Genomic DNA, 25,703 nt, shown 5'->3' on the forward strand with positions numbered 1-25,703 from the left:
TCAGCAGAACACGATGGGCCGGGGCGCGTAGGTGACGGCCCGGCTGTCGCGGCGGACTTCGGCACCCGAGCCCAGGTCGTAGAGCACCCGCGTGTCGCTGGCGCTGAACCCCGGCGAGCCGGGCGAGCGCTGGCAGCCCGGCGGGCCGGGCTGGAGCGGCGGCGGGACGAAATCCGTGCGCGGGCCGGTGCCGCTCTCGACGCGGAACTGTTTCGTGCCCCAGATCCGCACCGTGACCGTTGAACCCGAGGTGAACGCCTCGATCGCGACACCACTGTTGAGATCGTCGGTGACCTTCAGATCGACCGGCGAACCGTCGTCCTGGATCGCCTTCGCGTCGCGCGCCACGGGGTAGCGGCCGAAGTAGTAGTCGTGCGCCGAATGCCCGGCGTCGGCCAGGCCGGCGAAGTACTCGGCGTTGTACAGCGTGGTCGCGAACTGCGAAACCCCGCCGCCCAGCACCGCGGGGCCGGTGCCGTCCTCGTTCACCGGCGCCGACACGAAACCCGCGGCGCCGTACGGGCCGACGCGATCGAGCAGGCTGAACGTCTCGCCGGGCCGGAGCACCGTCCCGGTCACCTTGGCCGCCATCGCGGCCACGTTCGCGGCGTCGGCGCCGGAGAGGCCGCCGGTGGTGAACTCGCCGACGACTTCCTTGATGCCCAGGGCGTTCGCGTTGTCGGTGGACAGCTTCGGCGGCCGAGTCTGGTACTGGACAGGCAACTCCCGGTGGTCACCCTTGACGAACACGCTCATCAGCGGTTTCAACGTGCCGGCCCAGTCGACCTGACGCGCATCCTCCGACGGCTGGACCACCGGCGCGCCACCGGTGAACACGATCTGCGCGTCCTTGCCCGGTTTCTCCGTGGCGGCAAGCTGCGGCTGCAGATCGTCCCGCAGCTTCGCGGCGTCGACGCCGACCTGGAGCGAGCCGTCGTCCTTGGCGGTGAACCGCAGCGCGGCGGAAATGGCGGTGGGCTGGAGGATCCCGTCCGTCCCGTCGCCGTGGAACACGACGGGCGCCGACACGGCGGGCTGGACGATGTTGTCCAGCGCTGCGTGCACCCCGGCCGAGGTGGCCTTCACCGGCGTCAAGGTCATCGGCAGCCGCACCCCGCTCTTGTCGAGCCAGCGTGCCCGGACGAGATTCGCCGCGCCCTGGACGTCCTGGAGGGTCTGCCCGGCGCGCGGCTCGATCGCGTAGGCCGTCACGCCGCCGTCCGTGCCTTGCGCGGGTTCGAAGCCGATGCCGCCTTCGGTCGGCGGGTGATCGAGTTTGCCGGTCGCGAGCTTGCCGACGGCCTGGTTCAGCGCGTCCGGGTCCACCTTGGTCACCACGTCGATGTCGCGCTTGGTGAAGAACGAGCGGATCCGGTCGAGCGGGTCGAGGGGCTGGTGACCGGCCTGCGCGAGGGTGGACGGCCAGTCAAGGCCGAGCCCCGAGTGCAGCGGATCGAGCGTGCTCCGCACGTCGCCGGCGATGATCGGGACCGGCTCGGTCAGCCTCGGTTCGAGCTGACGGCGAAGCTTCGCCTCGGCGTCGGCCCGGCTGAGCCCGCCGACATCGACCCCGGCGACGACGACCCCACGCGGAACCTCGCCGGCGCTGAGGATGAGGTCCACCGTGTAGAGCACCACGCCGATGACCAGCACGCCGCCGGTCACCATGAGGATCTTGCCGAGAAAGCGCTTTCCGCGCGACGGCCAGGGCCGGCCGCCGCGATCGCCGTCGAGCAACTCCTCGACCAGCGTGTCCTCGTGCGCGTCGAGCGGTTCCTCGGTCAGGAACTCGGGTGCGGCGCGCGAACCGGTGATCCGCCCGGTCCGGCGATCGTCCGAGTCCCAGTTCGGCCAGTAGTGGTCCTCGCGCACCTCACCCCTCCCGGTGAGCTACAAGTACAACCCCGTGCCGTGCTCCGTGCGTTCGGTGGCGACGGCGTGGATGTCACGCTCGCGCATGACCAGGTACGCCTCGCCCTGAATCTCGACCTCCAGCTGGTCCTCGGGGTTGAACAGGACGCGGTCGGAGACCTTCACGTTGCGCACATTACTGCCTACGCCCAGTACATCGCCCCAAGCGAGCCGGCGTGCCACCTGCGCGGTCGCGGGAATCACGATGCCGCCGCCGCTGCGGCGTTCCCCCTCGTCCGGGGACAACCGGACCAGCACCCGGTCGTGCAGCATCTGGACTTCCAGCTTCGGGCCCTGACCCGGACCCGGCAGGCTTGTGGCAGCGGACACGCGAGTAATGCTACGCACCCACACGGACGATGGGTTACTCCGCCGAACCGGCCATAATGAGCTGGAGGCTCGCCGGAGCGCCGTCGGTGAGCCGGATCGGCACCCCCCAGTCCTGGCGCGTGACCCGGCAGGCCGGATGGGCGGCGTCGGAATCGCAACTCGCCGCCTGCACGACAACCTGCAGCACGCCTTCCGAGTAGCCCTCGGCGAGCGTGATCTCGCGGGTCAACTCGGTGCCCACGCCGCCGCCGTCGACGAGCAACTCGGGCGGCGAAGCACTGATCTCCAGACGCGTCGACGGGCCGAACCGGTCGTCGAGCTTCTCGCCGGGTGGCGGCGTGAACACCACCGAAAGCTGCACTCCACCGGGCGCGAGCAGGCTCGGCGGGCGGCGCACGGCGTGCGCGTCGCCCAGGTGCCGGCCGGCTTCGGACGAGAGCGGCAGCACGTGCAGCCGGTGCGCGGCCGACTCGACCACCAGCAACTCGTCGTCGAGGACGAGCAGCCCGGACGGCTCCGCGAGCCCGCCGGTGATCGTGGAGACCTCGCGGCTTTCCGGGTTGTAGCGGCGGATCGCGCCGTTGTAGGTGTCGGCGATCGCGAGTGTGCCGTCGGGCAGGGCCGCGACGCCGAGCGGATGCTGTAGCAGCGCGTCTTCGGCGTCACCGTCGCGGTGACCGAACGTGAACAGGTCGTACCCGACGGCGGTGTGCACTTCGCCGTTTTCGATCCACCGCAGGGCCGAGGTCTCGGCGTCGGCCAGCCAGAGCCGGTTTCCCTGCACTGCGAGGCCGGACGTCTGCGCGAAGAACGCCTCGGGCAGCGGGCCGTCGCGTAGGCCTTCGACGGTCGTGCCCGCGTACCGTGCGATCGTGCCCTTGACCGGGTCGAACAGGTCCAGCGTGTGGTTGCCGGCCATCGCGACCACGACCCCGCCGACGGGCGCCCACCAGGCCACGTCCCATGGGCTGGTGAGGTCGATTTCCCTTGCCGGCCCGCCGGTTTCCCCGTCGCGCCACTGGTCGCCGGTACCGGCCACAGTGGACACTTCGCCGCTGCTCAGGTTGATCCCGCGCAGCAGGTGCCCGGCAGTGTCCGCGACCACGAGGTGGTAACCGGCCCGCTCGGCGACCTCCGCGGGCAGCAGGGTGAGGCCCGACGGCTCGGAGAACCGGGCGACGTCGAACGCGCCGTCCACCGCGCCTCGCTCACCGCCGCCGAACCGGCGGACGACCGTCTCCGCGTCGGATGCGAATTCGACGATGGAGTGGTGTGCGGTGTCAGCGACGAGGATCCGGCCCTCGGCCGTCGCGACCGCCTTGCTCGGAAACGCGAGCGGGCCCTGTTGCTCTTCGGCCGGCACGTACAGGCTGCCACCCCGGCGGAGGGTGCCCTTGGCTTCGTACTCGGCCACCAGGCCGGTGATCACCCGGCGCAGGGCCTCCGCATGCCCCTCACCGGCGGCCACGTGCACGACGTAGCCGGCCGGGTCGACGATCACCAGCGTCGGCCACGCTTTCACTGCGTACTGCGACCACGTCTCCAGCTCCGGATCGTTGAGCACCGGATGGTGCACCTCGTACCGGCGCACGGCCGCCCTGATCGCCGCCATCTCACCCTCATGCAGGAACTTCGGCGAGTGCACGCCGATCGTCACCAGGACGTCGGCGAACTCCTCCTCCAGCTGGCGAAGTTCGTCGAGCACGTGCAGGCAGTTGATGCAGCCGGAGGTCCAGAAGTCCAGCAGCACGATCTTGCCGCGTAGCTCGGCGAGCCTGATCTGCTTGCCGCCGGTGTTGAGCCAGCCGTCACCGGACAGCTCGGGCGCGCGCACGCGGGATCGAACAGAAGTCACGTCGAAGGTCAACGAGCGGCTCCCGCCGGGGTTGTTCCCGGCCCGCCGGTCACGGCCGCAGCACGACCCGGCCGAGCACGGCGTGGTCCTCCACCAGCCGCTGTGCCTTCACCGCGTCCTCGAGCGGGAACGTGCCGTGTATGGGGGCTTCGAGCCGGCCTTTCGCGAGCAGTTCGAGGACATCGGCGCGCGTCGCCCGCACTTCCTTGGCCCACGCGTCGAGGCCCGCACAGCCGGTGAAGGTGAGCCCGCGGTAGGCGAGATCGGCGGCCTCGATCGCGGGCTGCGCACCGCTCAGCAACCCGTAGTAAAGCATCCGGCCGGTACCGGAGGCGAGCGCGTCGAGCAGGTTCTTCGAGGTCCGGCCGCCGATCGCCTCGAAGATCACGCCCAGTCCGCGCGGCACCTCGTCCGTCCATTGTGGATCGTGATGGTCCAGGACGAGATCGGCACCGAGGCGGGCGGCGAACTCCCGCTTCGCCGCGCTGCCCGCCGTCGCCGTCACGTGCGCGGCCCCGTTCCGGTGCGCGAGTTGCACGAGGTAGCTGCCGACCCCGCCGCTGCCCGCCGCCTCGACCAGGACCTGCTCGCCCCGTGCGTTCGCCTTACGCAGCAAGGCGAGCGCGACCGAGCCGGGTGTCGCGGCGGCCACGGCGTCGGTGGTCGAAACACTGTCGGGGATGGGGGTGACCTCCTCGACCGGGGCGGCGAGGTACTCCGCCCACGCGCCGCAGGAGAAGGTCATGGCGGCGACTCGCTGTCCCTTCAGCGGTCCGCCGACCACGGTGCCCGCCGCCTCGAAACCGAACACCATCGGCAGTCCGGTCGGCAGCGGGAACTGGCCCGAGCGGATGCCGACCTCGTAGTAGGCGGCCGCGATCGCTTCGACCCGGATGAGCACCTGACCGGGCCCGGGCACCGGTTCCGGCATGTCTTCGAGTCGTAGCCGGTCCGCGTCGCCGTACTCGCGAAGCGTCATCGCACGCATTCGTCCTCCAAGTGGACCGTTGGTCAAGTTAGTGCCGGCTACTATATGGACTGACGGTCAAGTTGTCGAGGAGCGGGCGATGGCAGAACGCGCGGACGCGGCCCGCAACCGACGCGCGATCCTGCGCGCCGCCGAGGACCTGATCGCCGCCAGCGGTCCGGAACACGTGTCGATCGAGCGGGTCGCGGCGGACGCGGGGGTCGGCAAGGGCACGGTGTTCCACCGGTTCACCAACCGCGCCGGCCTGATGCGGGCGCTCGCGATGGAGCGGATCAGCGAGTTCCAGCAGGCGTGGCGTGGCGGCCCGCCGCCGCTCGGTCCCGGTGCGCCCGCCCGCGCGCGGTTGACGGCGTTCCTGGACGCCGTCGTCGAACTGTCCTCGCGGAACGTCTCGCTGCTTGCGGCCTACGAGCACGCGTCCGGGCACCGGCAGGACAACCCGATCTACGTCGAGTGGCATGGGCACATCAGGGAGTTGATCGCCGAGGCGCGGCCCGACCTCGACGCCGAGGTGGTGGCTCACATCCTGCTCGGCGCGCTCAGCAGCGACCTGATCGTGCACATGCTCCGCGACGGCGAGGCAGAACGCCTGTCGGTTTCGTTGCGGCAACTGGCCGATGCACTGCTCGGGGAGCAAATCGAGCCGCCCGCGCGTTGAACGGGTATGGCTGTTTTCTTCCTGCTCTACGTGGTCGCCGAGGTGGCCGCCGTGTGGGCGGTGAGCTCAGCCGTCGGAGTGCTCGGCACGCTGGGCCTGCTGCTGGCCGGCGCGATCCTCGGGTCCTGGCTCGCGCGCCGCGAAGGCGCCCGTGCCGCCCGCGCGTTCATGACCGCCGCCACGGCGGGGCGTTCACCGCAGGCCGAGGTCACCGACGGCATGCTCGTCGGCCTCGGCGGGCTGCTGATCCTGCTGCCGGGCTTCCTCAGCGATATCGCCGGGCTGTTGCTACTCCTGCCGCCTTCGCGCGGCGTGGTGCGCCGGGCCTGGCTGCGCCGCGCGGAGAAGCGGATGCCGTCGGCGAGCCGCGTGATCGTGGTGGACAGCGAGGTCGTCCCTGACGACCGCGCGCACCCGGTCATCGAGGGCTAGCGAGGGCTCGGCAGGTCGAAGAATCCGGCCAGCCGCACGGCGGGCGCGTACTCGCCCTTCACCTTGACCTTGCCGGTCACGAACATGGTCGCGACGGCCGCGTTCCCGGTCGCGATCCGGTAGAAGTCGTCCGCCGCCACCGTGATCGTGGTGTCCGGCTCGCGCCCGAGATCGGCCCCGGACACACATGTGCCATCCTCGATCACCGTCTGGAACCGGTCGAAGCCCCCGTCGCCGTCGCCACCGGAGAACCGCCAGTTGACCACGACGCACGAATACTTCGCCTTTTCCGGTAAGAAATGATCCGACATCCGCCGGAAGATTTCCTCCAGAAACAACCTGCGCAGTTCCGGATGTCCGGCGACCGCCCGCAACTGCTCCTTCGTGGCCCGGCCCACCACGTCCACCAGCGTTTCCGTGGACATCGCGCCCATCTCCACGCCGGCGCCCGCCGAGCCGAGCATGTGCAGGGTTTCCAGCAGGCGGATGAACTGCCCGGCGCTCAGCTTCGCCAGGTCTATCCGGCGAGCGAATGCGTCGATGACATCCGAGGACACCCAATGATCGTACCGGTGCCGGGACGACGAGGTAGCTTCTCACTGTGACCGAAGAAGTGAAGCCCGCGCCGCCACGCTCGCGACGCCTGCCGAGAGCCGTCCGGGAGAAGCAGATCCTGGACGCCGCCGTCGAGGTGTTCTCCCGGCACGGTTACCACTCGGCATCGATGGACGAGATCTCCGAGGCCGCGGGCGTGTCCAAGCCGATGATCTACTCCTACCTCGGTGCCAAGGAAGACCTGTTCACCAAATGCATCCGCCGCGAGGCCTCGCGCCTGCTCGAGGCGGTGCGCGTCGGCGTGCGCTCGGAGTTGCCGCCGGATATGCAACTGTGGCACGGGCTGCGCGCGTTCTACCGGTTCGTCGCCGAGTACCGCGACTCGTGGACGGTGCTGCACCGCCAGGCGCTCACCGTCGGCGGCCAGTTCGCGGGCGAGATAGATCTGTTGCGCAGCAAGGCGATCGACATGGTCGCGGCGCTCGTGGTCACCGCGGGCACGAAGAAGGGCCTCGGTCAGGTCGCCGAGTTCTCCGGGCCCGCGCTGGCCGTTTCGCTCGTCGGCGCGGCCGAGTCGCTCGCCGACTGGTGGCTGGACCATTCCGATGTGTCCGACGGCGTGCTGGCCTCGTGGTTGATGAACCTGGTGTGGCTCGGGTTCAACGACCTCCTCGAGGGCCGGGTGTGGCAACCGAGCTGATCGTGCCTTCCAGGTGCGGCTTGGGTTTCTTCGCGTGCCACAGTTCGAAAGCCCAGCCGTCACTCGTTTCCCACGACGTGAACGCGACCTTCGCCGGTAGCAGCACGGGAAGTTTGAACCGGACGTCGACGGTGTAGGCCCCGGGCAACCGTCCTTCGAAGGCGGCGAGGGTGCGCGCCTTCGACCACATACCGTGCGCGATCGCCGCCGGGAAACCGAACAGCTTCGCGGTCAGCGGGTGCAGGTGGATCGGGTTGCGGTCGCCGGAGACCTCGGCGTACCGGCGGCCGATACCGGCGGGCACACGCCAGATCGCGGTGGGTGACGGGGCGGCGAGTTGCCTGCTCCGCGAGGAACCGGAACGGCCTCCACGCCGCAGGTACGTGCTCACCTCGCGCCACACCACACCGTCCTGTGTGGACAGTTCACTGAGCACGTCGAACTGGCGGCCCTTCTCATGCGGCCGCAGGTTCTCCGCTTGTACCCGGATCGACACCGTCTCGCCGAGCCGGACGGGCCGCCGCTGGGTAATCCGGTTCGCCACGTGCACCATGCCCAGCAACGGGAACGGGAAATCCGGCTGCGTCATCAACGCCATCTGGAGCGGAAACGCGAGCAGATGGGGGTAGGTCGCGGGCAGCTCGTCGCTCAACCGGAACCCGCACACCTGGTCGTACGCGGCCAGATGCGCCGGATCGAACTCGACGCCCGCGCGCAGGTACTCGGTGTCGGGCAGCGTTTCGCCGCCGCGTGAGGGCAGGACCGCCTTGGCGTACAGCGAAGCCAGGCGCGGCGCGGAATGCAGTTCCTTCGTCGCCATCACGCCCCCAGTAATGCCTGGCCGCAGACGCGAACGACGTTGCCGTTGACCGCCGCCGACGCGGGATTCGCGTACCAGGCAATGGTTTCCGCGACGTCCACGGGCAGCCCGCCCTGGCCGAGACTCGACAGCCGGCGCCCGGCCTCCCGGATGAACAGCGGCACCGCGGCCGTCATCTGCGTCTCGATGAAGCCGGGCGCGACGGCGTTGATCGTGCCGCCGTATTCGGCGAGCCTCGGCGCGCCCTCGTGCACCATGCCGATCACGCCCGCCTTGCTGGTGGCGTAGTTGGTCTGACCGACGTTGCCCGCGATCCCGGCGATCGACGAGACCCCGATGATGCGGCCTCCTCCGCGCAGCACCTTGTCCGCGAGGAGCTTGTCGTTGACGGCGAGTTGCGCGGCGAGGTTGACCGTCAGCACCGCGTCCCAACCGCCCTCGGTGAGGTTGCCGAGCGTCTTGTCCCTGGTGATTCCGGCGTTGTGCACGACGATGTCGACGCCGTCGTGCCGTTCTTTCAGGTACGCGGCCAGCTTCTCGGGCGCGTCGGCAGCCGTGATGTCGAGCTGCAGCGCCGAACCGCCGATCTGGTTCGCCACCCGCGACAGGTCCGCGCCCTGAGCCGGGATGTCGAGCGCGACCACATGCGCGCCGTCGCGGGCCAAGACCTCGGCGATCGCCGCGCCGATCCCGCGTGAAGCGCCGGTGACGAGCGCGACCTTGCCCTCCAAGGGCTTCTCCCAGTTCGAGGGCGCGGGCGCGTCCGGAACGCCCTGCGTGCCGACCCGGATGACCTGCGCGTCGACGAAGGCCGACTTGGCGGACAGCACGAACCGCAGCGTCGACTCGGCGGCCTCCTCGGCCCCGGCCGCGACGTAGACCAGTTGCGCGGTCGCGCCGCGCTTGAGCTCCTTGCCGACCGAGCGCACGAACCCTTCGAGCGCGCGCTGCGCGATCCGCTCGCGACCGTCGGCCAGCTCAGGTGGAGTGCCGAGGACGAGGACCCGGCCCGATGCGCCGACCTTGCGGATCACCGGGTGGAAGAACAGGTACATCTCGCGCAGCTGCTTCGGGTCGGTGATCCCGGTGGCGTCGAAGACGAGCGCGCCGTACCGCCCGTCCTCGAGCGGCTCGGTCAGCACCTCGAGGCCCGCGTCGGAAAGCTGCGCCTGCACCGTTTTCGCCAGGCGCCCACCGGGCGCGGCGCCGAAAAGCGCGGGACCATCGAGAGGGGGCCGGCCGGGCCGGTAGCGGCGCAGCGGCGCCGGGTTGGGCAGGCCCAGCTTGGGCACCAGGAACTTCCCGACCGGGGTCCTGGTGAACTGCTGATAGCGGTCGGCCATCAGTGCCTCCTTGCTCGGACACAACCTACTCATCAGTAGGTTACACTGTCTTTAGCGTTTTCGGAGACCGGAGGGAAACCATGGACGTCCGCAAGGTCGCGATTCTGGGCGGCAACCGGATCCCGTTCGCGCGTTCGAACGGGCCCTACGCCCGGGCCTCGAACCAGGACATGCTCACCGCCGCGGTCGACGGGCTGGTCAGCCGGTTCGCCCTGCAAGGCGAGCGGATCGGGGAGTTCGCCGCCGGTGCCGTCCTCAAGCACGCCCGCGACTTCAACCTCGCCCGCGAGGTCGTGCTCGGCAGCAGGCTCGCACCGGAAACGCCCGCCTCCGACGTGCAGATGGCCTGCGGCACCGGGCTGCAGGCGGTCGTCAACATGGCGAACAAGATCGCGCTCGGGCAACTCGACTCGGCCGTCGCGGGCGGAGTCGACACGACGTCCGACGCGCCGCTGGCCGTGAACGAAGACTTGCGCCGGATCCTCGTCCGGCTCAACGCGGCCAAATCGCTCGGGGAGCGCCTGCGCCTGCTGGCGAAGCTGCGTCCCGGCCAGATCGTGCCAGAGATCCCGCGCAACGCCGAGCCGCGCACGGGTCTGTCGATGGGCGAGCACGCCGCGCTGACCGCGAAGGAATGGGACATCCCGCGCGAGGCCCAGGATGAGCTGGCGGCGACGAGCCATCAGCGGCTCGCGGCCGCGTACGAGCGCGGGTTCTTCGACGACCTGATCACGCCGTTCCTCACGGTGGCCCGCGACCAGAACCTGCGCGCCGACTCCACCGCCGAGAAGCTCGCGAAGCTCAAGCCCGTGTTCGGTGGGAAGTCCGGCACGATGACGGCCGGCAACTCGACCCCGCTGACCGACGGCGCGTCCACCGTGCTCCTCGCGAGTGAGGAGTGGGCCAAGGCGCACAAACTACCGGTCCAGGCGTACCTGACCTTCGCGCGGACGGCCGCCGTCGACTACGTCCACGGCGGTGAGGGTCTGCTGATGGCGCCCGCCTACGCGGTGCCGCGCATGCTCGCTCAGGCCGGTCTCACCTTGCCGGACTTCGATTTCTACGAGATACACGAGGCGTTCGCCTCGCAGGTGCTGGCCACGCTCAAGGCGTGGGAGGACCCGACCTTCGCGAAGGAGAAGCTCGGGCTGGACGCCCCGCTCGGCTCGATCGACCGCGCGAAGCTCAACGTCAACGGCTCTTCGCTCGCCGCGGGCCACCCGTTCGCCGCCACCGGCGGACGGATCGTGGCCACGCTCGCGAAGCTCCTGCACGAGAAGGGCTCCGGGCGCGGGCTGATCTCGATCTGCGCCGCGGGCGGGCAGGGTGTGACCGCGATCCTGGAGAAGTAGCGGATTCTCGACGATTATTGACCTGACACTAGAAAGAACTAGAAAACTGTAGCGACACGCCGATAGCGATATCTCGGCAAATATCAGATCAGCCCTAGAAAGCTCGATACCGTCCTACGGATGGATCCCATCCGCAACCCGTTCGCGCCCGGCGCGGGGCAGCGGCCGCCCGAACTGGCCGGCCGCGAGCGCGAACTGCACGCGTTCGAGGTCGTGCTGCAGCGGGTCGCGCGGGGGAGGCCCGAACGAAGCCTGGTCCTGACCGGACTCCGCGGCGTCGGCAAGACCGTGCTACTGGGCGAGCTGCGGTCGATGGCGGTCAAGCACGGCTGGGGCGCCGGCAAGGTCGAGGCCCGCCCGGACGCCGAACTGCGGCGGCCACTCTCGGCGGCGCTGCACCGGGCGATCCGCGATCTCGCGGTCCGCCACCGCGCGCCGGACCGGGTCGAAGGGGTGCTGGCCGTCCTGAAGGCGTTCGCGCTCAAGGCGAACAAGCCCGACGCGAAGCTGCGCGACCGCTGGCAGCCGGGGATCGACGTGCCCGCCGCGCAGGGCCGCGCCGACTCGGGCGACATCGAGATCGACCTCGTCGAACTCTTCACCGACGTCGCGGAACTGGCCGCCGACGTCGGGACCGGCGCGGTGATCCTGATCGACGAGATGCAGGATCTCAAGGCGCCCGACGTGTCCGCGTTGTGCGCGGCCTGCCACGAACTCTCGCAGTCCGGCGCACCAATGGTGGTCGTCGGCGCGGGCCTGCCGCATGTGCCGGCCGTCCTGTCCGCGTCGAAGTCGTACTCCGAGCGGCTCTTCCGGTACGTGCGGATCGACCGGCTCAACCGCGAAAACGCCGACCGAGCCGTGCTCGCGCCGATCGAGCGCGAAGAGGCCGGTATCGAGCCGGAAGCGCTGGATGCCCTGTTCGACGCCTCGGGCGGCTACCCGTACTTCATCCAGGCCTACGCGAAGGCGGCTTGGGACGCCGCGCCGGCCGATCCGGTCACGATGCAGGACGTGCAGGTTGCCGCCCCGGAGGCCGAGCAGGAACTCGCCGTGGGGTTCTTCGGGTCGCGTTACGAGCGGGCGACCCCGGCCGAGCGCGAGTACCTGCGTGCGATGGCGGAACTGACCCAGGGACGCGACGAGGGCGCCGGCACCTCGGACATCGCGGTCTACCTGGGACGGAAGCCGTCTTCGCTGTCCCCGGCACGCGACAGCCTCATGAAGAAGGGCCTGGTTTACTCGGCCGAACGCGGGCTCATCGCCTTCACCGTGCCGCATTTCGGGCACTACCTGCTCGGCCGCGCCGAGGATTGATCGGGTCTTCTACGGCTTTCTAGGCCTCTCACTAGATATCAAGATCATCCGGAATACGGCGTCCGTTCCGATGATTCATCGGCTCGTGTGGTAGGTCACCGGACAATCGATGGCACGCTTGTGAAAAAAGGCGCATGCTGGAGATACAGCTACTGAGACGTCCGAGGAGATGCGAAAACCCATGAGCACCATCGCCGCCAAGTTCCGGGCCCGCCGCGCCGAGGCTCGTACCCGTCGCGCGGTGAACCGGGCCATCGACAACGCCGCCACCCCGACCATGCGCCAGGAACTGATGGCGATCGCGCAGGCACACCAGGTGCACCTGCGCTGAGTGATCTGGACCACATAGCGGTCACCGTGTAACGCCACCCCCGGCCCTGGCGATACCCCTTACGACCCCGTGATGCTGGCGGACCCCCGACCTGGCAGCAGCACGGGGTTTTCCAATGCCTCAAACCGGTTGACGCCCGGACTACTCTTTGACCAAGTCAAAGATCTAGTTGAGGTAGGCAATGAACGATCCGCAGCTGTTGGACCGCGTAGCGCGCGTCCGCGCCTTCAACCGGCTCTACACCGGCGTCATCGGTGCGCTCGACGAAGGACTCGTCGGCACCGACTATTCACTCAGCGAGGCCCGCGTCCTCTACGAGCTCGAGCAGCAGGGCGTCACCGAGCTGACCCGACTGCGTGGGCGGCTCGGGATGGACGCCGGGTACGCCAGCCGCCTGCTCGCCAGGCTCGAATCGCGTGGCCTGCTCACGCGGGAACGATCGGAGTCCGACGCCCGCCGCCAAGTCCTCCGCCTCACCGAGGCAGGCCGCGACGCACAGCACTCGCTTGAGCAGCGCACGATCGACCAGATCGGGAAACTGCTCGACCAGTTCACCGACGAGGACCAGGATCGCCTGCTGCGGTCGATGCGGGCGATCACCACGCTCGTCGGCGACGAGGCCCGGGACAGCACCGTCGTCCTGCGGCCGCCCCGGCCGGGCGATCTGGGCTGGGTCGTGCAGCGAAACGGCGCGATCTACGCGCAGGAGTACGGCTGGGACGCGACCTACGAAGCGCTCGTCGCCCGCATCGTCGCCGACTACGCCGAGAACCACGATCCGAAGCGCGAAGCGGCGTGGATCGCCGAGCTCGACGGGGAGCGCGCCGGCTGCGTGTTCTGCGTACGCGGCTCCGACGAGCGCACGGCGAAGCTCCGGCTGCTGATCGTCGAACCCGGCGCACGGGGGCACGGCCTCGGCAAGAGGCTCGTCACCGAATGCCTGACGTTCGCCAAGGCGCACGGGTACACGGCGATGGAGCTGTGGACGAACAGCGTGCTCACCGCGGCGCGCGCGATCTACGCGAAGGCGGGGTTCGAACTCGTCGCGAGCGAACAGCACCACAGCTTCGGCCAGGATCTGGTCGGGGAAACCTGGCGGCTGGAGTGGTGAGCCATGTTCGTGGTCCACTGCCCGACCTGTGACAGCCGCTCACTGCTGGGCGTCGACGAGGTCGAGGACGTCTACAACCTCGCGCCGGGGATCATCTCGGTGTCCGGCACCTGCCCTCGTGGGCATCCCGCCGTGCTGCTGACCGGGGAGGCGTTCACCCCGCGCGAAGATCCACGGGTGTGGCGGCCCTCGCGCTGGGCCCGGCTGGCGGAGCGGCATCGGAACTGGTGGTCATGGTTGTTCGACCACAGCCTGCCCACGCTCTTTTTCAGGTTCTAGGCCGCCGCGCGGAGCGCGTCCGTTGGGGGTGGTGGGGGGAGACGGGCTGGCGCTGACGGCCCATCTCGTAGAACTCCGCGTTCGGCTGGAGTGCGGTGAGGTGGGCGAGCCGGTTCGACATCGCGAACAGGGCCGTGATCGCGCCGACGTCCCAGATCTCGTCCTCGGTCAGACCGGCTTCGCGAGCCGCGGCCAGGTGCGTTTCGCCGAACTGGTACGAGCTCTGGGCGAGCGCGAGCGCCAGGTCGACGATCGCGCGGCCGCGCTCGTCCAGCTCGGCCTGCCACGGGTTGGCCGACACCCGGTCGGCCAGCTCTGGATCCTTCGCACGGATCCGCAGGATCGCCCCGTGCGCCACGACGCAGTACGTGCAGTGGTTCGCGCCGGATGTCGCGACCACCACCAGTTCGCGCTCGGCCTTGCTCAGGCCGCCTTCTCGATCCATCAACGCGTCGTGGTAGTCGAGGAACGCGCGCAGCTCGGCGGGGCGGTGGCCGAGCGCCCGGAAGATGTTCGGCACGAACCCGGACTTCTCCGCGATCGCGCCGACCCGGTCGCGGAGATCGGCGGGCAGCCCGTCGAGCTCCACGACCGGGAAACGGCTTACCTGGCTCATCCCTTCACACTAGTGCGCACCGATCGGGCGGAGGTCCTTGTCGTGCTCGTCGGCGTGGTAGTCCGTGCCTTCGGTGTCGTCGGTGCCGTTGAACACCTTCATCGCCCGCGCGATGATCGTGACGAGCACCACGACCACCAGGTTCGCGATCAGCGCCACGAAACCGGGATAGATCTGCATCGTCGAACCCGAGAACGGGTGCCAGCCGAAGATCGACAGCTTGCCGAGCGGAAGCGCCGAACCACCGAAATGCGCTCTGCCGGTCACCGGGTTCGGGATGCTGTACAACATGATCAGGCCCCAGGCCATCCCGACGGCCCAGCCCGCGATCAGGCCCCAGCGGTGCAGCCACCGCGTGTACAGCGCGATCGCGACCGACGGCAGTGTCTGCAAGATCAGCACGCCGCCGATGAGCTGCAGGTCGATCGAGAACTGCGGATCGATGAACAGGATGAAGGCCACCGCCCCGAACTTGACCACGAGCGAGGCGAGCTTCGCCTGCTTGGCCTCCTGCGCCGGGGTCGCGTTCCGCCTGAGGTACTCCTTGTAGATGTTGCGAGTCCACAGGTTCGCCGCCGCGATCGACATGATCGCCGCCGGCACGAGTGCGCCGATCCCGATCGCGGCGAACGCGACGCCCGCGAACCAGGCCGGGAACTGGAGGTCGAACAGCACCGGCACCACCGTGTTGGAGTCCGCGTTGCCGGTGGCCGCGTTGGTGATCGGCTTGACCCCGGCCGCGATGGCCACGTAGCCGAGCAGCGCCAGCAGGCCGAGCAGGAACGAGTAGGCGGGCAGCGCCATCATGTTCCGCTTGATCACGTTCCGGCCGCGCGACGCAAGCACACCCGTGATCGAGTGCGGGTACAGGAACAGCGCGAGCGCCGAACCCAGCGCCAGCGTGATGTACTGCAACTGGTTCGTGCCGGTGAGCAGCACGGAACCGGAGGGCGCGTGCGTCTTCGGGTTGGGCTGGGCCAACTTCGCCGCCGAAGCGTCGATGATGTGCGACCAGCCGCCCAGCTTCGCCGGCAGGTAGAACACCGCGATCAGGATGACCACGTAGATGAGGCCGTCCTTGACGAACGCGATCAGCGCCGGCGCGCGCAGTCCCGACTGGTAGGTGTAGAGCGCCAGGATGATGAACGCGATCAGCAGTGGCAGGTGCCCGACGATGCCGCCACCGTTGAGCCCCATGGTGCGCAGCACCGCTTCCAGGCCGGTCAGCTGCAACGCGATGTAGGGCATCGTCGCCACGATGCCGGTGATCGCGATCAGCAGCGCGAGCGTCGGGGAACCGAACCGGCCACGCACGAAGTCCGCCGGGGTCACGTAACCGCGTGAGCGCGAGACCGACCACATCCGCAGCGCCGGCAGGAACACGATCGGGTAGAGGATCACCGTGTACGGCAGTGCGAAGAACCCCATCGCGCCTGCCCCGAACACCAGTGCGGGCACGGCGACGAACGTGTACGCGGTGTAGAGGTCACCGCCGACGAGGAACCAGGTGATCCACGAGCCGAACTTGCGCCCGCCGAGGCCCCATTCGTCCAGGTGGTCGAGGGACGCGGCGGCCTTCCAGCGCGCCGCCGCGAACCCGAGCACCGTCACCAGCGCGAACAGCACCACGAAGATCGACAGCTGGGTCCATTCCAGCCCCTTGCCCGGCGTCATCGGTTTTCTCCCTCGTCCTGCTTGCCCTTGACCACCGGTGCGCCCTTCGTCATCACGTAGACCAGCGCGACCGACGCCACCCCGATGAAGACCCAGACGAATTGGAACCAGTAGAAGAACGGCAACCCGAGGAATCTCGGCTTGTCGAAGTTGAACCACGGCGTGACCAGCATCAACAGTGGAATCAGCAGGACCAGGTTCCACGGGCTGATCTGCAACCCGGTGACCTTCCCGGCGGCTTTGCCAGACATCGGACCTCGCAAGAACTCTCGGACAGCCCTGAGCACCTTAAGTCCTGGAACGGGCTCCGTCACCCTGTCCGATGTATCGATTCGATCAGCAGATGCCCGACGAATGCAGGTTGCCCCGTTCGTCCCAGCCGGTTATCAATATGCGACTGATCGGTGGCGCCGAGTGACGAAGGGGAGAGCATGAGGTCGATACGCTACGCGGCGATGATCCCGGCACTGGCCGGTGCGCTGCTGGCGGGGAACGCGGTGGCCGTCGCGGACGCCCAGCCGCTGAACTCGACGGGTATTCCCGCGAAGTACGCGAACCAGGCCCTGGGCTGGCACACCTGCAGTCCGGACGAGCTGTCCGGGCAGAAGCCGCCGGCGGGCGCCGAGGGCATCGAATGCGCCACCTACCAGGTCCCCCGGGACTGGGACCGCCCCGACGACAACATCGACCTGACCATCGCGGTCAGCCGACTGAAGGCGACGAGCGACGCGACCGCGAGCGTGCTCGTCAACCCCGGCGGCCCCGGCGCGCCCGGCCGGCTCTTCCCCGCGCGGCTGCGCAACCAGCAGCGGCTGCGGGAGCACCAGGACATCATCGGGTTCGACGTGCGCGGCACCGGCAAGAGCACGAACATCACCTGCGGCGGCGCGATCGGCACCGGTACCACGCTCGACCCGCGGGACCGCGACCGCGAGAACCTCAACCTGATCCTCGAGGCCACCAAGTACGCGGCCGACTCGTGCCAGGTGAAATCGGGCGAACTCGGGCCGCTGATCAATACCGACCAGACGGTGCACGACCTCGACCTGCTGCGGGTGCTGCTGGGCCGGGAGAAGATCAACTGGGTCGGCTACTCGGCGGGCACCTGGCTGGGCGCGCACTACGCGCAGGCCTACCCGGACCGGACCGGGCGTTTCGTGCTCGACTCGAACACGGAGTTCACCACCACCTGGCAGAAATCCTTCGACTGGCAACCGCTCGGCTTCGAACGCCGCTGGCGCGAGGACTTCCTGCCGTGGCTGGCGACGTACGACAAGCTGTACCACTTCGGCGCGACCGGTGAGGACGCGCGGCAGACCTACGAGCAGGTCCGCGCGTCGCTGGCGAAGCAGCCGGTCGACGTGGACGGCTCCCCGCTGTCGGCGAACGAACTCGACTCGTACATCGCCTCGGAGCTCTACAGCAAGAAGGCCTTCCCGCAACTGGCCGACTACCTGGTGAACGTGCGGACGCTGACCCAGAACCCGCCGGCGGACCAGCAGGCTTCGGCGAAGCAGAAGGTCAAGGCGGGCGGCGCCGACGAGAAGGCGTTCGGCCCGCAGCCGCTGGTCGTGCCGACCGACTACGACGACGCGTACGACGCGAGCTTCTGGACCATCCCGTGCAACGAGGGCCCGTGGCTGGGCAACCGGCAGACCGCGATCCAGCAGTCGGCCGATCTCGGCCCGGACTTCCCGCTGCTGGGGTGGGGCTGGCTCGTGCAGCCGTGCATCTTCTGGAAGAACCGGCCGGAACGGCTGCCCGTGCTCGACGGTCACGGCGTGCCGCCGGTGCTGATGGTCCAGTCGACCCACGACCCGGCGACCCCGATCGAAGGCGCGCTGCGGGCGCACCACGCCTTCGCGGGCTCGCGGATGATCACCGTGACCGGCGAAGGTGATCACGGGATCTACGCCGGCGGGAACGCGGCCGTGGACAAGGTTGTGGAGGACTACCTGGTGGACGGCGTCGTGCCGGACGATCAGAGCCTGCCAGGGGTGCCGCTCCCGGTGCCGCCGGGCGCCTGATCGGCCTCTTCCCCAGCCCCGCCGGGCTCCTGCTCGGCGGGGCTGTTCGTGGCGCGGAACCTCCCACAGAGCACGGCCGTGACCAGGTAACCGAGCGCGAGCGCAATCATCGCGATCGCCGCGTACGCCATGGTCTCCACCCCTCTCACAGGCTGTACCGGATGAGACGCGCCGATCATGGAAAGCGTTGCCCACAACCTGTGCACAGAGTTGTCCACAGGTTGTGGGCAACTACTGCGGATAGACTGGGCGCATGGTGCGAGTGCCGCTGACCGAAGCCGAACGTGCCCGCGGCGAGCGGCTGGGCGCGGTCCTGCGGGAGGCACGCGGGGGGCGCAGCATGGTCGAGGTGGCCGCTGAGGCGGGCATCTCGGTGGAAACCCTCCGGAAGATCGAGACCGGCCGGATCCCGACGCCGGCGTTCTTCACGGTCGTCGCGGTGGCCGACGCGGTCGGGCTGCCGCTGGAGGCGCTACGCGGCGCGGTGCCGACGGGCTGACACGAAGAGGGGCCTGCCTTCGGGTGAAGGCAGGCCCCTCTTTCGCGGTCCGGTCAGCCGAGTCGCTGCTTCAACTGCTCGAGTTCGTCGTGCATGTTCGACGGGACCCGGTCACCGATCTTGTCGAACCACTCCTCGATGAGCGGGATCTCCTGGCGCCACTCCTCGGGCTTGACGTCCAGGGCCGCCTGGATGTCGGCCAGCGGCTCCTTCAGGCCCTCGGTGTCGAGATCCTCGGCGCGCGGCACGAAGCCGACCGGGGTCTCGACCGCGCCCGCCCTGCCCTCGATGCGCTCGACGACCCACTTGAGCACACGGGAGTTCTCCCCGAAGCCCGGCCACAGGAAGCGCTTGTCGTCCCCGCGGCGGAACCAGTTGACGTAGAAGATCCTCGGCAGCTTCGAGTTGTCGGCCGACTTGCCCAGCTCGATCCAGTGCTTGAAGTAGTCACCGGCGTGGTAGCCGAGGAACGGCAGCATCGCCATCGGGTCGCGGCGCACCTCACCGACCTTGCCGGCCGCGGCCGCCGTCTTCTCCGAGGACATCGTCGCGCCCATGAACACCCCGTGCTGCCAGTCGCGGGCCTCGTTCACCAGCGGCACGGTGGTGGCGCGGCGGCCACCGAACAGGATCGCGGAGATCGGCACGCCCTGCGGGTCGTCCCATTCGGGAGCCAGCGTCGGGCACTGCGACATCGGCGTGCAGTACCGCGAGTTCGGGTGCGCGGCGGGCTCGCTCGACTCCGGGGTCCAGTCCTGCTGCTTCCACGAGGTCAGGTGGTCGGGCTTGCCTTCCATGCCCTCCCACCAGATGTCACCGTCGTCGGTCAGGGCCACGTTCGTGAAGACCGTGTTGCCCTTTTCGATGGTGCGCATGGCGTTCGGGTTAGTGTGCCAGTCGGTCCCCGGTGCCACACCGAAGAAGCCGAACTCCGGGTTCACCGCGTACAGGCGCCCGTCCTCGCCGAAGCGCATCCACGCGATGTCGTCGCCGAGGGTCTCGGCGCGCCAGCCCGGGAGCGTCGGCTGCAGCATCGCGAGGTTCGTCTTGCCGCAGGCGCTCGGGAACGCGGCCGCGATGTAGTACGCCTTGTTCTCCGGCGAGATGAGCTTGAGGATCAGCATGTGCTCGGCGAGCCAGCCCTCGTCGCGGGCGAGCACCGAACCGATGCGCAGCGCGTAGCACTTCTTGCCCAGCAAGGAGTTCCCGCCGTAACCGGAACCGTAGCTCCAGATCGTGCGGGTCTCCGGGAAGTGCGTGATGTACTTCGTGTCGTTGCACGGCCACGGCACGTCCTGCTCGCCGGGCCGCAACGGCATGCCGACCGAGTGCAGCGCCGGCACGAACTCGCGCTCGGAGCCGTCCTCGGTGACGAACTTGTCCAGCGCCGCCTTGCCCATCCGGGTCATCACCCGCATCGACGCCACGACGTAGGCGAAGTCGGTGACCTCGATGCCCAGCTTCGGGTCGTCGGAGTCGAGCGGGCCCATGCAGAACGGGATCACGTACATCGTGCGACCCGCCATGCAGCCCCGGTAGAGCTCGGTCATGGTCGCCTTCATCTCGTCCGGGTGGACCCAGTTGTTGGTCGGCCCGGCGTCCTCCTCACGCTCGGAGCAGATGAACGTGCGCTCCTCGACGCGGGCCACGTCACTGGGGTCCGAAACGGTCCAGAACGAGTTCGGTTTCGCCTGCAGGGGGCGGAAAGTGCCGGCTTCGACAAGTTCGGAATTGATCCGCGCGGCCTCTTCCTCGGAGCCGTCACACCACACCACACGGTCGGGCGTGGTCAGCTCGGCGACCTCCCGCACCCACGCGATCACCCCGCGGTGCGAGGTCGGCGCCTGGTCCAGTCCCGGGATGGCTACTGCAGTCATTCCTTCTCCTGACTTCGACGGGGAGGAGCCCGCGACCGGACGGGAGTCCGGATGCGGGCTCCTTCGCCGGCGACCGAATGGCTTCGCGCGCCGGCTGGCGACCGGCGTGCTGAAAAATTGGGATTCCATGAGGTTAGCCGGATGTCCGTCCCGTAACCGAGCCCTGAGCTGTCGGTTCTCTCACAAGAACGATCAGGGAATCGATTCAGATATCGCTGAACCGGCCTAGCGCAAAAGATTTTCCGAGGGTCGCGTGATCTCGCCGATACCGGCGCGGGCGGGGTGACGGAGAAAGGGCCGGCCTCCCCGCGGGGAAACCGGCCCTTTGCGAGCAGGATTCAGTTCTGCGAGATCCACTGCCCGGTGGCGGAGTCGATCTTCGCGACACCCTCGACGACGGTGTCGTGGCCGCCGCCCCAGAGCTGGTCGCTGTCGCCGCTCACGCCACTGGCGCGCGGGGCACCCGCCGTCTCGGTCCACTCGCCGGGGCCGGTGTGCTCGTAGGTGTGCGACTGGCCGTCGGGCGTGATGACCGTCTGCACGTCGGCGCTGCCGTCGCCGTTGGTGTCGGTGAACAGGCGGGTGTTGCCGTCCTGGTCGGTCACGACCGCGGTGTCGGCGGTGCCGTCGTTGTTGCTGTCGACCGTCGCGTGCCCGACGTCGACCGTGCCGCCGGGCAGGTCCACCACGATGTCGCCCTGCTGGCCGGTCTGCGTGTCGGTGCCGTCGGTCGAACCAGGGCCCTGGCCGTCGGCCACCCAGTCGCCGGTGCTGGAGTCGAACCGGGCCATCTCGACGATCTTGCCGCCGGTGTCGGTGTGCACGTACTCGTCCGCGCGACCGTCGTGGTCGGTGTCGACATACGCGGTGATCGTGCCGTCCGCGTTGTCGAGCTGGACCGTGTCGTCGTGCCCGTCGTGGTCGATGTCGAAGTTCTCCTGGGCGGAGTAGGTGTGGCCATCGACCGTGATCTCCAGCTCACTGTCGTGCCCGGTCTCCGTCGTGTCAGCGCCACCCGTATCGTCGATCCACACGGCCCGCTTCTCCCCACTCGAGGTTGTGATCTCGGGAACTTGGACTCACGTTAGGCCGGTTCGGTTCCCCGGCACAACCGAACCGCCCCGACTGTGATCAGTGCTGGTCACGCACGGTGCGCATGGTGGACAGCAGGTTCTCCGCGCGGTCCCGGCCGTCACCGACCTCACGCAGCCGCCGGTTCAGCTCGCCGAGCTGCCGGGCCCGCTCCTGCGCGTCCATCTTGATCGCTTTGTCGACTTCCTTCAGCTCGGCTTCGATGCCCTCGATCCTCCTGGCCAGCGCCTCGTCGAGGGCGAGCGAGAGCTGCTGCTCGGCCTCGATGAGCTGCTCGGCCACCAGCTGGTCGAGCGTCGCGCGGGCGTCCGCAATGGACTCGACGAGCCATTGCCTCATGTGCTGCTTGTCGGCCGCGTGCCGGCGGGTACGGGCCATCCACCAGCCCGCGCCGAGCCCGATCACGATCGTCGCGGGCAGCACGACCGGGTTCAGCAGGGCGAACCCGGCCAGCGGCAGCGCGGCGATCTTGCCGGCGCCGACCCCACCCGAGACGCCCATGAAGACCAGCAGCTTGTCCTCGGGAGTCGGCGGCCGCTTGTCCGGTGTGCGCAGTACGACCTGAGGACCACCGGCACGCAGGAACTGGGCGCGGATGACGTCGAGCTCCTCCGGGGAGAACAGGTCGGCCAGTGCGATCTCGGTGACCCGGTTGAGCCGGTGCGCCATGATCCCGGAGACCCGCTGGGAGATCATCTGCAGCGCGGCGTCGACCTGCTGGGGCAGCTCGTGCAGCCGCTCGCGTTTGGCGGCGTCGATCTGCTGGCGGAACCAGGCCTGCGCGTCCCGCATCTGCCGGCTCGACTCGTGCCCGAGATCGACGCGGGCACGCTGGATCTCGCCGCGCAGCTTCAGCTGCCAGCCGCGCGTCGACGAGCGGCGCTCGGCCGCAAGCTTGTCCCGCCGCGCGCGCAGCGCTTCGGCCTCGTCCTCGCCGGAGGACAGCGCGCGCTGCTCCGCGCTGAGGATCGCGTACTGCTCGCCCAGCGCCGTGGCGAGCGCGCGCAGGGTGTTGGCCTCGCCGAGCATCGCGGAGCGGCCGACGAGTTCCTCCTGCATCGCCGCCTGCAGCGCGCTCACCCCGGACCGCTCGCGCAGCATCGCGGCCGCCTGCTCGTTCGGCGCGCGCCCGGCCATCTCGAACATCCGGGCCGAGACGGGATGGAACGCGCTCCGGGCGAAGCGCGGCGCGTGCTCGTCCAGCAGCTGCCGGTCGGCTTCGAGCACCTCGCGCCAGCCGCGGAACTGGTCCGTTTTGGACAGTGCGAAGAGCACGGTCTCGACCCGGTCACCGACCTTGCGCAGGAAGTCCAGCTCCCCGGACGTGAAGGGGGCCGACGCGTCGACCACGAACAGCAGCGCAGTCGCGTTCGCGGCGGCTTCCATCGCCAGCTCGCCGTGCATCGAGTTCAGCCCGCCGACCCCTGGAGTGTCCACTATGGACACACGTTCGAGGATCGGCACCGGGCCGGTGACCTCCACGTACCTCGGCGGGAGCTGGCCTTCGGGCAGCTCGTGCCCCACGGACACCCACCGCGCGAGCTCGTCGAGCGGGATGCCGACCGGGGCGAGTTGCCCGGGGTAGCAGGCCTGCGCGGCCCATTCCGGCGCATCGTCGAACACGAGGTACGCCGACGTGGCCACGTCCGCGTCCACCGGTGACAGCCCCGGCTTCGCGAGCAGCGCGTTGACCAGCGAACTCTTGCCGCGGTTGGTCTCGCCGACCACCACCACCGACGGTTTGCGCGGGCGCGCACGGCGGATGTCGTCGACCCACTTCGCCGCCTGGGGATCGTTTTCGCGCAAGAGCGCCAGCAGGGCTTCGCGCGCCTGCTTGACCTGGCCGGGCAGCGTCGTGACCGTCATCGTTTCGTGTATACCGTGACGACCGGGGCGCGCAGCAGGTGGTCGTGATCGGCGAACCCGACCACCTCGGTCTCCGCGACGACGCCGTCCAGCGCCGGGTCGTCGGTCAGCACCGCGCCGCCCGCCTCGTGCCGTGACGGGTCGAACCGCTGGCCGTCCGGGCGGACCGCTGTCACCCCGATCCCGGCCAGGCCCTGCTCGATACGTTCGACCACGCCGCCGCTACGAGCCCGGTCGAGCGCGTAGAGGCACAGCTGAATGAGCGCCTGGCGGTCGGCCAGCGCCCGGTCCAACACGGACTTCACGTCCGTTTCCGACGCACCGTCGGCCGCCGCGGTTCCCTCGGCCTCCTCGATGACCTTCGCCATGCTCAGGGCCGGGATCTGGCCCGTCGGATCGTCCGCCGCCGGATCCGGTTCCCGGCGAAACCATGCAGGCATCCCACTCACCCCCGGTTCTCGCGCAGTTGTTGCCAGATCAGGAAGTAGGCGCGGTGCACGACATGGGCCACGCGGCTCTGGGCGGGGGTCGCGCCGAAGGACGCGAACGAGCGCCACCAGCCTGCCCGTTCGAGCGCCTGCGAGGCGAGTTCGGCCCGCGACGCGCCGGGTGACCCGAGCTGGGCGTCGATCTCGGCGTTGCTGCCGACCCGCAGCACCTCCGCGGCGAGATCCTCCGGCATGTCCACCGCGCCCGCGACCACCAGTGTCAGCGCTTCGAGCACGCGCAACTGGTGCGCCTCGGGCTTGGCGAGCAGGACTTCGATCGCGTCGTGCACGCGCTGCCGTTCGGCCGGGTTACCCGACGCGTGCGCGAGCGCGGTCACCGAGGCCAGCGCGGCGGCGGCCTTGATCCCGTCCGCGCGGGCGGCGAACACGACGTCGAGCCGGGCGCGGACCGCGGCAAGGCCGGAGGATTCCAGCAGGACCCGGCGCAGCGCACCGGCGGTGATCGCCGGATCGGCCTGGATCGCGCCGATCGCGCACCGGATGCCATACAGGTCGAGCTTTTCCAGCAGCCGCAACCGTGTTCCCGTGGGCACCGCGCAGTCCCAGCTGGTGAAGATGTCCGCCGCGACGAGCATCGTCTCCAGCGTCGCTTCATCCAAAGTGGACAGCTTCCGCAGCGCCTCGGCGTCGGCGGAGGTGAACTGGCCGGATTCGGCGGACTCGGCGATCAGCCCCATCACGGGCAGCACGTCGGCGACGCGAGGTTTGAGCAGGGCGGCCTGCTTCTCGGCGAGAAGCTCGGCTGCCTTCCAGACAGGAGTCTCACTGTTTTCCGCGCCCTGCACGGATTCCGGGGCGATGGTGTCGGCCTTGTTGAGCACCGCGATCGCGTTGACCGGCCCGGCTTCGCGGCTCGCCGTCGCGGCGGTGAAGGCCGCGAGCGCCTGCTGATCGTCGGCGCGCACGCCCTGCGTCACGACGTAGAGCACCGCCTCCGCGCCGGCTACGGCGTTGCGTGAGGTGTCGTCGAGCTCGTTGGAGCCCTCGTCCTGCTTCGCGGCACCGAGCAGCTCCTGAGTACGGGAAACCGACGCGGCATCGAGCGAACCGAGGCCGGGTGTGTCGATGACGGTCATCCGCTGCAGCACCGCGCTCGTCAGGTACGCCTCGAGATGTGAGACCTCGGCGATGTCCACCCCCAGTTCGGCGGGGATGCTGCCGTCGGGGGCGAACGGCAGGACCTGCTTGCGGCCGCCGGTGAACACCACCTCGATCCGGTCCACCGTGCCGTACTGGAACCGGGTGACCAGCCGCGTGCACTCCCCGACGTCCGTGGGCGCGACCCGGCGCCCGATCAGGGCGTTGACCAGGGTGGACTTCCCCGATTTGATCCGGCCTGCGACGGCGACCTGCAACGGCGCGCCCAGCCGGCGGACGACCTCGGCGAATCCCGTGGCGGTGGGCGCGGAAACCTGCGGCTGCAGCCGGTGGCACAGGTTCGCCACCGACATCGAAAGGGGGCCGGCAAAGCGCCCGGCATCCTTCACATTCCCCCCTTTCCGCCGGGTGTGAATCCTGCCATGCATCGTCCCGTGGTCCTATCGAAGGTGCTACCGGTGGA

The 25,703-nt window shown here is 69.3% G+C and carries 26 protein-coding genes; 10 read left to right on the forward strand and 16 right to left on the reverse strand.

Going from position 1 to position 25,703, the window contains the following annotated elements:
• From FG385_RS13420 to FG385_RS13435, 4 genes are all read right to left on the reverse strand, one after another.
• Complete coding sequence (locus tag FG385_RS13420; protein ID WP_139097022.1) at positions 1–1,872, reverse strand: VanW family protein; 1,872 nt, start codon at positions 1,870–1,872, stop codon at positions 1–3.
• An 18-nt stretch (positions 1,873–1,890) separates the two neighbouring features.
• Positions 1,891–2,184 carry a GroES family chaperonin gene (locus FG385_RS13425; RefSeq protein WP_139097075.1) on the reverse strand — a complete coding sequence of 98 codons (294 nt, stop codon included), beginning with the start codon at positions 2,182–2,184 and terminating at the stop codon, positions 1,891–1,893.
• 91 nt (positions 2,185–2,275) lie between these two features.
• Complete coding sequence (locus FG385_RS13430) at positions 2,276–4,075, reverse strand: NHL domain-containing thioredoxin family protein (protein ID WP_139097076.1); 1,800 nt, start codon at positions 4,073–4,075, stop codon at positions 2,276–2,278.
• A gap of 70 nt (positions 4,076–4,145) precedes the next feature.
• Positions 4,146–5,075, reverse strand: a complete 930-nt coding sequence (locus tag FG385_RS13435; protein ID WP_160148783.1) for a quinone oxidoreductase family protein — start codon at positions 5,073–5,075, stop codon at positions 4,146–4,148.
• 88 nt (positions 5,076–5,163) lie between these two features.
• Between FG385_RS13435 and FG385_RS13440 the strand changes: the two genes are divergently transcribed.
• Both FG385_RS13440 and FG385_RS13445 read left to right on the forward strand, forming a co-directional pair.
• Positions 5,164–5,742, forward strand: a complete 579-nt coding sequence (locus tag FG385_RS13440) for a TetR/AcrR family transcriptional regulator (protein ID WP_139097024.1) — start codon at positions 5,164–5,166, stop codon at positions 5,740–5,742.
• Positions 5,743–5,748: 6 nt separating this feature from the next.
• Positions 5,749–6,174 carry an FxsA family protein gene (locus tag FG385_RS13445; RefSeq protein ID WP_139097025.1) on the forward strand — a complete coding sequence of 142 codons (426 nt, stop codon included), beginning with the start codon at positions 5,749–5,751 and terminating at the stop codon, positions 6,172–6,174.
• Here FG385_RS13445 and FG385_RS13450 read toward each other — a convergent pair.
• On the reverse strand, positions 6,171–6,731 hold the full coding sequence (locus tag FG385_RS13450; protein ID WP_235022550.1) for an SCP2 sterol-binding domain-containing protein: 561 nt from the start codon (positions 6,729–6,731) through the stop codon (positions 6,171–6,173). The two genes, FG385_RS13445 and FG385_RS13450, sit on opposite strands and share 4 nt — an antisense overlap.
• A 44-nt stretch (positions 6,732–6,775) precedes the next feature.
• On the opposite strand from FG385_RS13450, the gene FG385_RS13455 reads away from it, so the two are divergent.
• Positions 6,776–7,429: a TetR/AcrR family transcriptional regulator gene (locus FG385_RS13455; RefSeq protein WP_139097026.1), complete on the forward strand. Its 654-nt coding sequence runs from the start codon at positions 6,776–6,778 to the stop codon at positions 7,427–7,429.
• Here FG385_RS13455 and FG385_RS13460 read toward each other — a convergent pair.
• Entirely contained in the window at positions 7,389–8,249 is an 861-nt protein-coding gene (locus FG385_RS13460) for a MaoC family dehydratase (RefSeq protein ID WP_139097027.1), read from the reverse strand. The two genes, FG385_RS13455 and FG385_RS13460, sit on opposite strands and share 41 nt — an antisense overlap.
• Entirely contained in the window at positions 8,249–9,592 is a 1,344-nt protein-coding gene (locus tag FG385_RS13465; RefSeq protein ID WP_139097028.1) for a 3-oxoacyl-ACP reductase, read from the reverse strand. The genes FG385_RS13460 and FG385_RS13465 overlap by 1 nt, the downstream gene beginning before the upstream one ends.
• Before the next feature lie 80 nt (positions 9,593–9,672).
• Between FG385_RS13465 and FG385_RS13470 the strand changes: the two genes are divergently transcribed.
• The 5 genes from FG385_RS13470 to FG385_RS13485 all read left to right on the forward strand — a co-directional run bounded on the left by FG385_RS13470 (position 9,673) and on the right by FG385_RS13485 (position 13,982).
• Entirely contained in the window at positions 9,673–10,944 is a 1,272-nt protein-coding gene (locus FG385_RS13470; protein ID WP_139097029.1) for an acetyl-CoA C-acetyltransferase, read from the forward strand.
• A 120-nt stretch (positions 10,945–11,064) separates the two neighbouring features.
• Positions 11,065–12,261, forward strand: a complete 1,197-nt coding sequence (locus FG385_RS13475; RefSeq protein WP_139097030.1) for an ATP-binding protein — start codon at positions 11,065–11,067, stop codon at positions 12,259–12,261.
• A gap of 181 nt (positions 12,262–12,442) precedes the next feature.
• Positions 12,443–12,592 (forward strand): hypothetical protein, encoded by a 150-nt coding sequence (locus FG385_RS34365; protein WP_200834435.1) that lies wholly within the window; start codon positions 12,443–12,445, stop codon positions 12,590–12,592.
• 181 nt (positions 12,593–12,773) lie between these two features.
• Entirely contained in the window at positions 12,774–13,703 is a 930-nt protein-coding gene (locus FG385_RS13480; protein WP_139097031.1) for a bifunctional helix-turn-helix transcriptional regulator/GNAT family N-acetyltransferase, read from the forward strand.
• A 3-nt stretch (positions 13,704–13,706) separates the two neighbouring features.
• Positions 13,707–13,982, forward strand: coding sequence for a hypothetical protein (locus FG385_RS13485; protein ID WP_200834436.1), 276 nt, complete (start codon positions 13,707–13,709; stop codon positions 13,980–13,982).
• Here FG385_RS13485 and FG385_RS13490 read toward each other — a convergent pair.
• From FG385_RS13490 to FG385_RS13500, 3 genes are read right to left on the reverse strand one after another with little or no spacing between them, the layout of a single operon-like run.
• Positions 13,972–14,598, reverse strand: coding sequence for a peroxidase-related enzyme (locus tag FG385_RS13490; protein WP_139097032.1), 627 nt, complete (start codon positions 14,596–14,598; stop codon positions 13,972–13,974). The genes FG385_RS13485 and FG385_RS13490 overlap by 11 nt on opposite strands.
• Before the next feature lie 9 nt (positions 14,599–14,607).
• On the reverse strand, positions 14,608–16,272 hold the full coding sequence (gene mctP, locus FG385_RS13495) for a monocarboxylate uptake permease MctP (RefSeq protein WP_139097033.1): 1,665 nt from the start codon (positions 16,270–16,272) through the stop codon (positions 14,608–14,610).
• A complete protein-coding gene (locus tag FG385_RS13500) occupies positions 16,269–16,523 on the reverse strand; it encodes a DUF3311 domain-containing protein (RefSeq protein WP_139097034.1) in 255 nt (84 codons plus the stop codon). The genes mctP and FG385_RS13500 overlap by 4 nt, the downstream gene beginning before the upstream one ends.
• 180 nt (positions 16,524–16,703) lie before the next feature.
• On the opposite strand from FG385_RS13500, the gene FG385_RS13505 reads away from it, so the two are divergent.
• Positions 16,704–18,299, forward strand: coding sequence for an alpha/beta hydrolase (locus FG385_RS13505; protein ID WP_139097035.1), 1,596 nt, complete (start codon positions 16,704–16,706; stop codon positions 18,297–18,299).
• Here the strand turns inward: FG385_RS13505 and FG385_RS33895 are convergent.
• Complete coding sequence (locus FG385_RS33895; RefSeq protein ID WP_160148784.1) at positions 18,254–18,448, reverse strand: hypothetical protein; 195 nt, start codon at positions 18,446–18,448, stop codon at positions 18,254–18,256. The genes FG385_RS13505 and FG385_RS33895 overlap by 46 nt on opposite strands.
• 104 nt (positions 18,449–18,552) lie before the next feature.
• On the opposite strand from FG385_RS33895, the gene FG385_RS13510 reads away from it, so the two are divergent.
• Positions 18,553–18,798: a helix-turn-helix domain-containing protein gene (locus FG385_RS13510; protein ID WP_139097036.1), complete on the forward strand. Its 246-nt coding sequence runs from the start codon at positions 18,553–18,555 to the stop codon at positions 18,796–18,798.
• Between the two features lie 53 nt (positions 18,799–18,851).
• Here the strand turns inward: FG385_RS13510 and FG385_RS13515 are convergent, their stop codons facing one another.
• From FG385_RS13515 to FG385_RS13535, 5 genes are all read right to left on the reverse strand, one after another.
• The gene (locus tag FG385_RS13515) at positions 18,852–20,675 is read right to left on the reverse strand and encodes a phosphoenolpyruvate carboxykinase (GTP) (protein WP_139097037.1); all 1,824 of its coding nucleotides are present in this window, start codon (positions 20,673–20,675) and stop codon (positions 18,852–18,854) included.
• A 338-nt stretch (positions 20,676–21,013) separates the two neighbouring features.
• Positions 21,014–21,709 carry a hypothetical protein gene (locus tag FG385_RS13520; RefSeq protein ID WP_139097038.1) on the reverse strand — a complete coding sequence of 232 codons (696 nt, stop codon included), beginning with the start codon at positions 21,707–21,709 and terminating at the stop codon, positions 21,014–21,016.
• 97 nt (positions 21,710–21,806) lie between these two features.
• On the reverse strand, positions 21,807–23,633 hold the full coding sequence (locus FG385_RS13525; RefSeq protein ID WP_139097039.1) for a dynamin family protein: 1,827 nt from the start codon (positions 23,631–23,633) through the stop codon (positions 21,807–21,809).
• Positions 23,630–24,073 (reverse strand): nucleotide exchange factor GrpE, encoded by a 444-nt coding sequence (gene grpE / locus FG385_RS13530; RefSeq protein WP_160148785.1) that lies wholly within the window; start codon positions 24,071–24,073, stop codon positions 23,630–23,632. Before grpE ends, FG385_RS13525 begins: the two co-directional genes overlap by 4 nt.
• Before the next feature lie 5 nt (positions 24,074–24,078).
• Positions 24,079–25,593: a dynamin family protein gene (locus FG385_RS13535; RefSeq protein ID WP_200834441.1), complete on the reverse strand. Its 1,515-nt coding sequence runs from the start codon at positions 25,591–25,593 to the stop codon at positions 24,079–24,081.
• Positions 25,594–25,703: the final 110 nt, after the last annotated feature.

Source organism: Amycolatopsis alkalitolerans (genome assembly GCF_006152065.1).
Lineage (GTDB): Bacteria > Actinomycetota > Actinomycetes > Mycobacteriales > Pseudonocardiaceae > Amycolatopsis_E > Amycolatopsis_E alkalitolerans.